We start from the raw sequence: 13,431 nt of genomic DNA on the forward strand, positions 1-13,431 counted from the left end.
GAAAGCATGATAATGCGACAAGGGTTCGAACGATTTCTCTGGAGTAGCCGCCTCTCTGTGATGATAGGGGTGTTTGCCTGTGTGCTGGCGGCCTTTGTGGTGTTTATCATGGGGGTGAAGGATGTGGTCCACATGGTCGCCCTGCTGTGGGACTATGTGCTGACCGGCAGCTACGAGGTGCGCAACGATCTTGTGATGGTGGTGGTCGAGATCTTAGATACCTTCCTGCTGGGATCTGTGCTGCTCATCTTCGCCTTCGGCCTGTATGAGCTGTTTATCAGTAACCTGCAGGCGGCAGAAGACAGTGTCGCCGGCGGCAAGATATTGGTGATCAGTAGCATAGACTCGCTCAAGAGTAAGCTGGGTAAAGTGATCCTTATGATGTTAATCATTAAGGTGTTCTCTTATTTTACCGAGATGAAGCCCACCTCAATGCTCGAGCTGCTCTACATGGGCGTCATCGTCGTGCTGATCGCCCTGGCCTTGATGTTGAGTAAAGACAAGAAGTAAAAGACAAGAAGTAAAAGACAAGAAGTAAAAGACAAGAAGTAAGGGACTAGATACCCAAGCTTTATGGATAGGCCCGCAGGATGCGCTGGGCGAAGCCCTGCACCAGGGTCAGCACATCCTGCCAGGCGCTGGGCTGATCCAAGTTTAACGCCAATTGCTGCTGCTCATACCGCAGCGGCTCCCCCATGGGGGAGAGGGCCTTGCGGGCCTTCTGGGTCGCCAGCGAGGCGGGCAGTGCGTCCGGCGATTGAATATCCAATACCGGCAGCTTCAGCTTAGCCAGCTTGCCCGGCAGATCGCGATTCTCCTCATCCTGTTCAAGATAAGGGTTGATCACCACCAGTAGATCTGGGCTCGGCAGCGCCGAAGTTGTCAGCATCTCGATAACCAGGCCGGCGCTCTGGCCGGTAACTATCAGTATGCGTTTACCCGGATAGCTCTTGCCGAGAGAGTCTAGCTGACCCAGGGTCTGACTCATCACAGTCTTCTGTTGCTCCCTTAGTGCCGCCCAATCCTCCTGGCTGTATTTCGGCAGACTCTGATTACTCTTCTGGCTAAGCTGCTGCTCACCCGGCTTAGGGATCTCTCCTGCTTCGGTAATATGGTTAGGTTGCGCCGCGCCCTGAGGCGCGCCTATGCTGAGGGTCGCCCAGCCCTTGGGTGTCAGCTCTCGCCTGAGAAACGCCAGCAGTCCCTCTGGGTCGGCGTCCTCGCCTAAATCTCCTAATAAGACTGCCGCACCATATTGATTTCGCCCCTGCCAGGGACGCACCAATACAGCTTGCTCTGCGTCACCTACTGTTATTTTTTCCACCTCGGCAGGCGGCAGGTAATCATATTCTGGTGTGGCACTGCGCTGGGCTATGGCCATAACCGGGAGGAGGGCCAGGCTCATCAGAGCGAGCAGGGAAAGGCTAAGCTGTGTGGAGCGTAGAGTCATCGGCATCTAAGTCATTGGGCGTTTACTTTGGCTATGGCGTCAGTATAAGCCTAAGTGCTTGCCATTGGCGACAAAATGCAGAAGAAGCTGGCACCGACTAGAGGTCGGTGCCAGTGGGGCTGGTTAGGCGTGGCTGGACTTAGGCGTGGCTGACTAGCACCAGACGCACGGCGTCTAGCTGCAGCTGACAGGCATCTAAGTAGTTGCCCAGTTCGACCATCTGATTTCTCAGGTGTTCCAGCTCCTCGTCACGAATGTTGGGATTGACCGCCTTGAGGGCCTCCAGACGTTCCAGCTCTGCGGTGAGCTGCTGGGTCATCTTGTTGCTGGCCTCTTCGGTCAGCTGTTTCATCGCCGCCTGGGCAAACTCTTCCCCCTTGGCAAACAGTGGATGCAGCAGGGTTTGCGAGGCGTTCACCAGCTTGCTGGCAATATGGCGGTTGACCGCGCTCAGCTGCTTGTCGAAGCTCTCGTAGCTGACGTTCTGCGACAGGTTGTTACCATTTTTGTCCAGCAACACACGTACTGGCGTCGGTGGCATGTAGCGGTAGAGCTGGCTCGAGCGCGGCGCCGAGGCATCGGCCATATAGATTAGCTCCAAGAAGATGGTGCCCGCAGGTAGTGCCTTGTTTTTGAGCACGGCGACGCTGGTGGTGCCTGTCTCAGAAGAGGTGATCAGATCCAGCCCCGTCTGCACCAGCGGGTGCTCCTGGGTGATCAGGGCGATATCGTCGCGTGACAGCGCCATCTCGCGGTCGAAGGTGACGGTAATGCCATCTTCCGGCAGACCCGGGTAGGTCGGGAACATCATGTGCTCGCTCGGGTGCAACACTATGGCATTCTCGCCGCTGTCTTCCTGCTCGACGCCTATGATATCCCACAGGCGGATCACAGAGCCGATCAGCTGGGTGTCCTGATCGCGGGCCGCCAGACTCTCCACCAACTTCTGCGCCTTGTCGCCGCCATGGGAGTTGATCTCCAGCAGCTTGTCGCGGCCCTGTTCCATCGCCTTCTTCAGCGCCTTGTAGCGGCTCTGGGTGTGGTTGAGCAGCTGGGTGAACTTGTCTTCGTCGCGGTAGACCAGCTGGGTCAGCAGCTCTTCGGAAAACTCGTTAAACAGAATATGGCCGGTAGGGCAGGTCTGCTCGAAGGCGTTCAGTCCCTTGTGGTACCAGTTCATCAGGTTTTCCTGGGCCGTATTGGCCAGGTAAGGCAGATGGATCTCGACATCGTTGGCCTGACCGATACGGTCCAGACGGCCGATGCGCTGCTCCAGCAGATCCGGATTCAGCGGCAGGTCGAATAGCACCAGGTGGCTGGCAAACTGGAAGTTACGACCTTCCGATCCGATCTCGCTACAGATCAGTGCCTGGGCGCCGCCGCTTTCCTGGGCGAAGTAGGCGCCGGCCTTGTCGCGCTCTATGATAGACATGCCTTCGTGGAAGACGGTGGCCTGAATGCCCTCACGGGTGCGCAGGGCTTCTTCCAGGCTCAGGGCGGTCTCCGCCTGGCTGGCGATGATCAGCACCTTCTTGCTGCGATGGTTCTTGAGGAAATCGATCAACCAGTCGACCCTAGGATCGAACTTCCACCAACTGGCGCTATCGCTCTCGAAGGCCTGATACAGCTTCTCTGGGCTCAGGGCCTGTTTCACCTTGGCGGTCAGATCTGTCTGGCCACCCATCATGTCAGACACCCTGGCGGCAGTCTCATACTGAGCCGGCATGGTCTGTGGGTGGGCGTTGAAGATACGGGTCGGGAAGCCCTTCACCGAGGCGCGGCTGTTGCGATAGAGCACGCGGCCGGTGCCGTGTCTGTCTAACAGTTCCTGCAGCAGCTCGCTGCGGGCCTGGTCGCGTTGTTCGTTATCGACGCTCTCATCTTCAATCAGACGCAGCGCCGGGGTGATATCTTTCTCGTTAAGCAGCTCGGTCAGGCTGGCAACGGCCTCGTCGGGAAGACGCTTACCGCTGGCCAGGGCATCGGCGGCGCTGGCCACCTCTTTATAGCTCTCCTCCTCTTTGAGGAAGGCCTGATAGTCGTAGAAGCGGTCTGGATCCAGCAGGCGCAGACGAGCGAAGTGGCTCTGGTGGCCCAGCTGATCCGGGGTGGCGGTCAGTAGCAGTACGCCGGGCACCACTTCACTCAGGGCCTCGACCACGCGGTAGGCGCGGCTCGGTTCCTCTTCTGTCCACTCCAAGTGGTGGGCTTCGTCGACCACCATGAGATCCCAGTCGGCATCCAGCGCCTGGTCCAGGCGCTTCTTCTTACGTAGCAGCTCGAGTGAGCAGATCACCAGCTGCTCTGTGTAGAAGGGGTTGTCGTGATCGGCATAGGCCTCGACGCATCTGTCTTCGTCGAACACCGAGAAGCGCAGGTTGAAGCGGCGCAGCATCTCCACCAACCACTGATGACGTAGGGTATCTGGCACTATGATCAGGATACGCTCGGCGCGGCCGGTCAGCAGCTGCTGGTGTATGATCAGGCCGGCTTCTATGGTCTTACCTAGGCCCACCTCGTCCGCTAACAGAACGCGCGGTGCGAAACGCTGGCCCACTTCATGGGCGATCCACTGCTGATGGGGGATCAGGCCGACGCGGGGACCCTGTAGGCCCAGCAGATCTGAGGTGGCCAGCTTATGACGCAGCAGCTGGCTCTGATAGCGCACGCCAAATCTGTCCAGACGATCGATCTGGCCGGCAAATAGCCTGTCTTGGGGCTTGTTGAAACGAATATTGTGGTTAAGCAGCGTCTCTCTGAGGCTGACCTCTTCGCCGGTCTCGGTGTGGATACCGTGGTAGATCACCAGCTGGTTCTTCTCTTCGATTTCGCTGACCTTGAGACTCCATCCTTCGTGACTCTCAATGATATCGCCGGGGTTATAGATCACTCGGGTTAGCGGGGCATCGTCGCGGGCAAACATGCGGTTTTCGTCAGTGGCGGGGAACATCAGGGTGACCATACGGCCTTCGAGTCCAATGACAGTACCTAAACCGAGTTCCGATTCGGTATCACTAATCCAACGTTGACCTAAGGAAAAGGGCATTTACAAATTCTCATCTACAGGGTGAATCACGAAAGGGCGCGTATGTTATCCAATCGAGACTATGATGTCGAACATATCTGACCCGTAATTGCCTCGTTAAAAATACTAATTAGATTACAAATTATCCAATCGGATCGGCCGCCGCCCGCCTTGTCATCTTAATGTCATTTTAGGCCACCAGTCTCGAATTGGGTTGGGTGATTTTCTGGACAAGTTTCCGTTGAAGCCGTGAGATTTTGGTGTCAGTATGGATTTAATCCCTAAGTGCTTTGTTGCGCGTCACTATACTGACAGAGAAGGAGGCTAATTACCCGCTCAGCTCGCTTGACTACAAATATAACACCCTACGCACAAGTGGAGGCGCCATGGAACAAGACGACAAGAAGTTGTTTGTACTGGATACCAATGTGTTACTGCATGAACCCTTAGCCATCTATTCGTTTAAGGAGCATGATGTCGTAGTCCCCATGACTGTCCTTGAAGAGTTGGATCAGATCAAAGACAGGAAACGAGATGTTAGCCGAGATGCCCGAGTCGCCATTCGCGCATTGGAAGACATACTCGGCGGGCAGACCACCCCAGAAGAGATTGTCAGCGGGGTGCCCTTGCCCAAACGCGAAGGACACGGTGACGCAGTAGGTTCCCTCTCTATCTTCCCCGACCATCAACTCGAATTTACCCAGGCATCCCTGCCCGGCGACAACAACGACAACCGCATCATCAATACAGCACTGCATCTGCAGAATCAGTTTGCCCCACGCCATGTGGTGCTGGTGACCAAAGATATCAACATGCGTCTCAAGGCCAAGGGCGCCGGTATCAATCTGGTCGAAGACTATCGCACCGACCAGCTGATCGACGACATTCGCTTCCTTACCAAAGGCTTCCATCAGTTTGAGGGGGATTTCTGGGCGCGCAAGGAACATGTGAATACAGAGACTCAGGGGCGTCATACGGTACACCGTGTACCTGTTAAGGAGGTGGGTGAAGAGAACTTCTATACCAACCAATACCTTATCGACGAAGACTCCAACTTCTGCGGCCGGGTACTGAGCAACAACGACGAAGAGCTGGAGATATTGGATCTCGGTCGCGACCGTCTGCTTAACCTGGATGCCTGGGGCATCAAGCCTAAGAACGTCTATCAGGGGATGGCGATGCAGGCGCTGCTGGATCCCGATATCGATCTGGTGATCCTCACCGGCCCCGCAGGCTGTGGTAAGACGCTACTGGCCATGGCGGCGGCCCTGGAGATGGTGGTGGAGCGTGGCCTCTACGATAAAGTGATAGTGACCCGTAACACGCCGGAGATCGCCGAGTCTATCGGCTTCCTACCTGGCACAGAGGAGGAGAAGATGGCGCCCTGGCTAGCGGCCATTACCGATACCCTGGAGGTGCTGCACAAGCACGATGTTAACCCCAGCGGCAGCATGAACTACATCATGGACAAGGCCAACATTCAGTTTAAGTCGATTAACTTCATGCGCGGACGTTCGATACAGAACTCTGTGGTGCTGCTGGATGAGTGTCAAAACCTCACCGCCTCGCAGATCAAGACGATGATCACCCGTATGGGCGAGGGGACTAAGCTGATCTGTAGCGGTAACCTGGCGCAGATCGATTCTAACTATCTGACGGCGGTGACCTCGGGACTCACCTATATCGTCGAGCGCTTTAAAAACTTCGACGGCAGTGCCAACGTCTACCTCAACGGCGTGGTGCGCTCTCGCCTGGCAGAGTTTGCCGAGGAAAACCTCTAACCGCTTAGGCGGCCACCGACGGCAAAAGACTCCCATGGCGGAGTCTTTTGTCTAAAGTAAGGGCGATCTTGTGGGTCTGCGCCAATGCGCCGGCCCTGTGCCAGCCTGACGACTGAGATCATTCTGGCAAAAGCGACTCCCCTTTGTATTCCATTGGGCTGGCTTCCTGATACTATATGCAGAATATGATGCGCCGCTCCGGGTTAGCCCAAGGGCAGATGCTTGTTTTCAAAGGTAATCAATGAAGTCGACAGAGCCGGACTTACAGCTTAAGTCTCCGATTCAAAAAAACTACAATCGCGCGGTTTTCTATACCTATATCGGCGTGATCATCATGGCGTTACTGACGGCCTGGATCTTCTTCGAGCGTCAAAAGACCCAGATGATGGATCAGCGCGAAGAGCTGGTCGAGCGTCACGTGTTGCAGATCGACCTCCTGTTGGAATCCAGTATCCGCGCGGTGAAGAGCCTGCGCAACGTGGCGGTGGATCACCTGCGTCTGGGTGAGTTGGTACGTACCGACCGTCTGCCACAGTATGAGAAGTTTAACGAGAGCGGCCAGTTTTTCACCCTTGAGCCCAGCTATGCCCAGAGCGGCAAGCCCTTCACCAACATGGGTCGGATCACGGGCGCGGGCTCGCTCAATGGCCGCAGCGACAAGTTTTATCAGGAATTGGAGATGCTGTTCGAGCTCTCCCTCTCCTTCCCGGTCGCCAGACAAGCGGCACCCAAGGCCTCCTCTATCTACTACATCTCCAAACATAGGATGATGTCGTACTACCCCTGGCCCTCGGATGAGCAGCGTTTTCGCGACGAGCTGCTGAAGAAGCAGCAGTTCCAGCTGGTCACCCCGGCGATGAACCCACAGCGCAGCGTGGCCTGGAGCCCCGCCTATGTGGAGCCCAACGGCAAGGGGCTGCTGACCACGGTCGGCGTGCCCATCTATCTCGAAGATGAGTTTATCGGCTCCATCAACCTGGACATGACCCTCTCCTCACTGGATAAGCAGATCCGCCTCTACTTCAAGATGCCGGGCACGGTAATCCTGCTGGATCAGCAGAACAATATTCTCTCCCACAGCGATATCGACGCCGCCGACATCAACCGGGTGTTCCATATCAGCCAGAAGATCCCTTCGGCGCTGCACTCTGTGCCCGAGTCTGAGTTGTTCGATGCCCACGAGGGGATCATGCGCAACGGCTACTATATCCACTCGGTGGCGCTACAGAACGCCCCCTGGCGTCTGCTCTACCTGCAGGATGAGAACGAGCTGTTTAAGGATTCCTGGGAGAAGCTGGAGCTAACCTTCCTGCTGGTGGTGATCGCCCTGTCTGTGCTGGTGACCATAGTGCACTGGCAGACCCGCCGCTCCTTCGTTAATCCGGCGTCGCGCCTGCTGTCGCATCTGGAGGGCTGCTCTCAGGAGCCACGCAAGCCACCGGCGAAAATCACCCAAGGCTGGGAGCCCTGGTTCCAGCTGGTGAGTCGCATCTTCGAAGAGAACCAGCAATATACCCGACACCTGGCGGAGCAGAACCGTCGCCTAGATAACCTGGTGGCGCGGCGCACCGAGCGCCTCAAGGAAACCACGGAGCGGCGCGAGCGGGAATACGCCCTGTTGCGCTCCCTGCTGGACTCCATCCCAGAGGCGATCATCTTCAAGGATAAAGAGGGTAAATACCTGGGCTGTAACAAGTCCGCCGAGCGCATGCTGGGGTATACCGAGAGCGAGATGATCGGCCAGGATTCCCAGACCATGACCAGCAACGAGCAGTCGATGCGGATCCGCGCCGAGGATGAGCGGGTGCTGTCCGAGCGCACGCCACTGCGCTATCAGGAGAAGGTGGAGCTGGCGGGCAAGCCGGTGCTGCTCGATACCCTCAAGCTGCCTTTCTACAATCGCCGTGGCGAACTGCTGGGTCTGATCGCCGTGTGGCGTGACGTGACCAGAGAGTATGAATCCGCCGAGCAGCTCAGGCTGTCGGAGGAGCGTTATCACCTGGCGATGGACGCGGTAGAAGATGGCCTGTGGGACTGGTATCTGGATTCAGAGCAGATCATCTGTAACCCGGCCTACTACTCTATGCTCGGCTATAAGAGCAACGAATTCCCGGCCCTGGTCTCCACCATAGACGAGCTGGTGCATCCAGACGATCGCATCCGGGTACAGGAGTACCGCGAGCAATACCTTGCGGATCCTATCGGCGCCTACGACGTGGAATTCCGTATGCGTGGCAAGAGCGGCATGTACCACTGGGTGCTCAGCCGTGGCCGTGTGGTGGAGTTCACCTCGGACAATCAGCCTAAGCGTATGGTGGGTACCCACAAGGATATTACCCGCCATAAGAGCAACGAGGTGGCGCTGCTGGAAGCCAAGCAGGACGCCGAATCGGCCAACCTGTATAAGAGTGAGTTCCTGGCAAACATGAGTCACGAGATCCGCACGCCGATGAACGCCATTATCGGTATGTTGCAGCTGGCCAGTCGCACTCAGTTGACGCCACAGCAGGCGGATTACCTGGATAAGGCGGGCTTCTCGGCCCAGTCACTGCTGCGCATCATCAACGACATCCTCGACTTCTCCAAGATCGAGGCCGGTAAGCTTGAGCTGGAACGGGTCGCCTTCCCACTGGATAAGGTGCTGGACCACGCCCTGGATCTCAACGCCCTCAAGGCGCAGGAGAAGGGGGTCGAACTGCTGCTGTACGCGCCGGTCACCGCCGGGCTTATCCTCGAAGGGGATCCTCTGCGTCTGGGTCAGGTGCTGATCAACATGCTCAGCAATGCGGTGAAATTTACCCAGAGCGGCGAGATCGAGCTGGGCTGTGAAGATGTGGGCGAGCGGGATCACCGCATCACCCTCAAGTTCTGGGTGCGCGACACCGGCATAGGGATTAGCAAGGAGCAGCAGGAGAGCCTGTTCGACGCCTTCGCCCAGGCCGACGGCTCGACTACCCGCAAGTACGGTGGCACCGGCCTTGGCCTCTCCATCAGTAAACATCTGGTCTCCATGATGGGCGGCACCATGCAGGTGCAGAGTGAGCTGGGGGTCGGCAGTACCTTCAGCTTCACCATCAGCTTCGAGATCGCCGAAGAGGCCGAGGTGAAGCCGCTTATCGTTCCTGAGGTGATCGGCAACCTGAAGACGCTGGTGGTGGACGATAACCCGACGGCGCTGCAAATTTATTCTACCGCCATGCGCGACTTCCACTTCGACGTGGACACAGCCTCCAACGGCGCCGAGGCGCTATACAAGCTGGAGCACAGGCCGGTGGATCTCCTGCTGCTGGACTGGATGATGCCAGAGATGGATGGGGTCGAGGTGATCAAGGCGCTGGACGCCATGGTGGCCGACGGCCGCCTGGAGAAGCGCCCGGTGATCATCATGATGACCGCCTACGCCTCCGAGCCGCTCAAGGAAGATCTGGACGATCTCGACATCTACGCCATGTTGCAGAAGCCGTTCAAGGCCTCGGCCCTGTTCGACGAGATCATCGCCGCCTTCATCGACAAGCCTAAGATCAATCCGGCGGCCGCGCTGCCGGTGGAAGGCAACGCCACGGGCACTGGACAGATCCTGCTGGTGGAGGACAACTTCATCAACCAGCAGGTGGCGACCGAGCTGCTCAAGAGCGCTGGTTACGAGGTGGATGTGGCCGAGAATGGTCAGGTGGCCTTAGATATGGTGGACGCCAAGCAATACGACGCCGTGCTGATGGATATTCAGATGCCAGTGATGGACGGTCTGACGGCCACCAAGGAGCTGCGTAAGCGCTACACCAAGGAGGAGCTGCCGGTGATCGCCATGACGGCCCACGCCATGTCGGGGGATCGCGAGAAGAGCCTGGCGGCGGGCATGAACGCCCACATCACTAAGCCTATCGTGCTCAACGAGCTGTTCGACACCCTGGCCCAGTGGATAGTGCGTCACTAATCAGACAGTGCAATGCGCATGTGAGAGAAGAGAAGGGGCCTTGGCCCCTTTTTTGTGGCTGTCGCTCCGCTGGCCAATAAGGCGGGGAGGCTTATGATGCGGCGTGAATTATTTGCACTTGAGCCAGAGTGGAGACCTGTTAAGCTAAGTGACTGATATTCACGAGACGCATAATATTTGAACAACTCAGTCTCCCATTATAAGTCTCAGCAAGGAGATAACATGAGACCCTCTACACTCGCGCTGGCCCTTGCCCTCATTCTGGTCCCGACTGGCCCCCTGCTCGCCGTCGAAAATAGCGCTAAGGTGATCAAGAGCAGCCAGGCCGCTAAAGGCTTTATCAACCTCTTCTATCAGCAAGGCTCGGGCGATCTCTACCTGGAGACGACCCGCCTCAATCAGCCTTTCTTGCTGGTCACCAGCCTGCCCCATGGCGTGGGCTCTAACGATATCGGCCTGGATCGCGGCCAGCTGGGGATGACCCGCCTGGTGCAGTTTGAGCGCCACGGCCCCTATCTCATTCTGAAACAGCTCAACACCCGTTACCGGGCGACCACAGACAACGGCGCCGAGCAGCGGGCAGTCAAAGAGGCCTTCGCCGAATCTGTGCTCTGGCGCGGCAAGGTGCTGGAAGGCAAGCAGGCGCTGGTATCGATCAATGACCTGGTACTGCGCGATCTGCACGGCATAGCCGATACCCTGGAGCAGACCAAACAGGGCCATTATCAGCTGGATAAGGAGACCTCGCTTATCCTGCCTCAAGGGGTGAAATCCTTCGAGCGTAACAGCGATGTCGACGTGCTGCTTACCTTCAAGGGCGCCAAGGCTGGGCCTCAGGTGGCCGAGGTCACCCCAGACGGCAAACAGATGTCACTGCGGATGCGCTACTCTTTCGTCGAGCTGCCGGACGACAACTATCAGCCACGGGCCTATCACCCCAACAGCGGCTACCTGTCCGATGAGTATCTGGATTACGGCGCGCCGATCGACAAAGACATAGTGCAGCGTCATCTGCTGCGTCACCGCCTGCAGAAGGTCACCCCGGGCGATGCGCCTAGCGAGGTGGTGAAACCTATTATCTACTACCTGGATCCCGGTGTGCCCGAGCCCATTCGTAGCGCCCTGCTAGAGGGAGCCCGCTGGTGGGAGACCGCCTTCAACGAGGCCGGCTTCATCAACGGCTTCAAGGTGGAACTGTTGCCGGAGGATGCCGACCCTCAGGACATTCGCTACAACGTGATCCAGTGGGTACACAGGGCGACCCGCGGCTGGTCCTACGGCAGTGCCATCGCCGATCCCCGCACAGGTGAGATCATCAAGGGCCATGTGACCCTGGGCAGTCAGCGCGTCAGGCAAGATCACCTCATCGCCCGCGGCCTCACCGCAGGCTGGCAAAACAGAGAGGCAGCCGCCGAGGCGGTGACGGAGCTCTCCCTGGCGCGTATTCGCCAGCTGTCGGCCCATGAGGTGGGCCACACCCTAGGCTTAGATCATAATTTCGCGGCGTCGAGTAACGATAACGCCTCTGTGATGGATTACCCGCACCCCAAGGCGACCCTCAAGGGCGATAAGATAGATATCTCTGCCCCCTATGATGAGGGCGTCGGTGCCTGGGACAAGTTTACCGTAGCCTATGGCTATGGTCAGTTTAGCCCTGAAGATCAACAGGCTAAGCTGACCGAGCTGATGCAGGCGGTGGAGCGTCAGGGGCTAAGATATATCGGCGAGGCAGATTCGCGCCGCGCCGGTGCCAGCCATGCCTACGCCAGTCTGTGGGACAATGGCCAGGATCCTGTGGCCGAGCTGAGCCGCCTGGCCAAGGTGCGTGAGGCGGCCATCGATGGCTTTAGCGATGCAGCCTTGTTGCAAGGCCAGCCCTATGGCGAGCTGCGCGATGCCTTCGTGCCCATCTATCTGCTGACCCGCTATCAGATAGAAGCCGCGGCCAAGTTTATCGGCGGCACCGACTATACCTATTCCACCCAGGAGGGTGGGCGCAGCTGGCATTATATGGCGCCTGAGTTGCAAAAGAATGCCCTGGACGCACTGCTGCAGGGCCTGAGCGTGGATGCCCTGGCGCTGCCGACTAAGGTGACCGATGCCTTGGTGCCTAAGTCGGGTAACTATGGCGCCACCCGCGAGAGCTTCGATAGCGCCACCGGCGTGGTGATCGACCCTATCGGCATGGCCGAGGTGCTGAGTCGTCACACCTGTGGGCAGCTGCTGCAGCCGATGCGACTCAATCGCGTCAATCAGGGCTACTTTGCCGACAAGGAGCAGCTCTCCGTCGTCACTCTGGTAAACAAGCTGCTGGCCAAGACAGTGTTTGCCGATGCCCCTAACGGTCAGGCTCAGGGGGTATGGATGCGGGTCAATGCCGTGGTGCTCGACGCCCTGTTGGCCAGCTACCATGACGCGGCGAGTTCGCCTGAGGTGAAGGCGCAGCTGGCGGGCCGTCTGGCTTTTGCGCAGAAGCAGCTCAGCCGACTGGTGAAGCGCAGTAGCGACTATGAGGCGGCCCACTATCAGTGGCTGCTCGATGGCCTGGAGAAGGGGCTGAAGGATAGCAAGTACAAGCTGATCCACAAGCCGCTGGCCATGCCGCCGGGTTCGCCGATTTAAGCTCTGTTACATTAGCTAAAAGCCCCGCATCGCGGGGCTTTTTTATGGTCTAAATTTGCCCGAGCCGGCGGGCTATAGACGCTGCACCGAATCGAGGAAGTTGCGGGCGGTCTGCTCTTCGCGGCTGGACTGATAGCTGGCCATCAACAGCAGCAGGTGGTCGTCGATAATATAGATGTGTTGCAGCATGCGGGTATCGTCCTTGGGCAGACGCATCTCTACCTCGTAGCCACGCATGCCATTGGTGTTGATATAGCCCTTGCTGAGGATCATCTCCTCGAGAATGGCGGCGACTTCGGGCCCCGCCATGCTAGTGTATTTATCCATCTCATACGGAAGAAACTCCAGATCTTCTGGCTCGAAGCGTTCCATCGAGGACTTGAAGGTCATCACGAACATGGTGAGCTTGTCATCGGCTTTTTTCTGGGTATTGAGGGACTCGAACTCCACCTGGGTGTTTTGCTTGTGCAGCACCTTAGGATCCGGCAACAGCTTGAGGCTCACGGGCACAGAGGTGAGGCGATAGGTTTGTAGCGGGTAGGGGGCAAACCAGTGTTGGTAGCCAAAGTAGAGTGCAGCCACCAGGGCCGCCAGTTTGATCAGGTGCGACATGTTTGTT

General features: G+C 57.6%; 7 protein-coding genes. 4 read left to right on the top strand and 3 right to left on the bottom strand.

The genetic code is table 11. The annotated features are described in order from the left end of the window. Positions 1-12: 12 nt before the first annotated feature. Positions 13-510 (top strand): YqhA family protein, encoded by a 498-nt coding sequence (locus K0I63_RS02320; RefSeq protein WP_144199921.1) that lies wholly within the window; start codon positions 13-15, stop codon positions 508-510. A 61-nt stretch (positions 511-571) separates the two neighbouring features. On the opposite strand, the gene K0I63_RS02325 is transcribed toward K0I63_RS02320, so the two are convergent. After that, positions 572-1,456, bottom strand: coding sequence for a DUF3530 family protein (locus K0I63_RS02325; RefSeq protein ID WP_220082394.1), 885 nt, complete (start codon positions 1,454-1,456; stop codon positions 572-574). 133 nt (positions 1,457-1,589) lie between these two features. Further along, on the bottom strand, positions 1,590-4,496 hold the full coding sequence (gene rapA, locus K0I63_RS02330; protein ID WP_220072947.1) for an RNA polymerase-associated protein RapA: 2,907 nt from the start codon (positions 4,494-4,496) through the stop codon (positions 1,590-1,592). A gap of 365 nt (positions 4,497-4,861) precedes the next feature. Between rapA and K0I63_RS02335 the strand changes: the two genes are divergently transcribed. The 3 genes from K0I63_RS02335 to K0I63_RS02345 all read left to right on the top strand — a co-directional run bounded on the left by K0I63_RS02335 (position 4,862) and on the right by K0I63_RS02345 (position 12,812). Then, complete coding sequence (locus K0I63_RS02335) at positions 4,862-6,256, top strand: PhoH family protein (RefSeq protein ID WP_144199915.1); 1,395 nt, start codon at positions 4,862-4,864, stop codon at positions 6,254-6,256. 241 nt (positions 6,257-6,497) lie between these two features. Next, complete coding sequence (locus K0I63_RS02340) at positions 6,498-10,190, top strand: response regulator (protein ID WP_011864265.1); 3,693 nt, start codon at positions 6,498-6,500, stop codon at positions 10,188-10,190. Positions 10,191-10,412: 222 nt separating this feature from the next. Then, positions 10,413-12,812, top strand: a complete 2,400-nt coding sequence (locus K0I63_RS02345; RefSeq protein WP_220082395.1) for a zinc-dependent metalloprotease — start codon at positions 10,413-10,415, stop codon at positions 12,810-12,812. Positions 12,813-12,884: 72 nt separating this feature from the next. Here the strand turns inward: K0I63_RS02345 and K0I63_RS02350 are convergent, their stop codons facing one another. Beyond that, positions 12,885-13,424 (bottom strand): hypothetical protein, encoded by a 540-nt coding sequence (locus K0I63_RS02350; protein ID WP_220082396.1) that lies wholly within the window; start codon positions 13,422-13,424, stop codon positions 12,885-12,887. Between the last annotated feature and the right edge of the window lie 7 nt (positions 13,425-13,431).

The sequence above is a fragment of the Shewanella rhizosphaerae genome (assembly GCF_019457655.1).
In the GTDB taxonomy this organism is placed as follows: domain Bacteria; phylum Pseudomonadota; class Gammaproteobacteria; order Enterobacterales; family Shewanellaceae; genus Shewanella; species Shewanella loihica.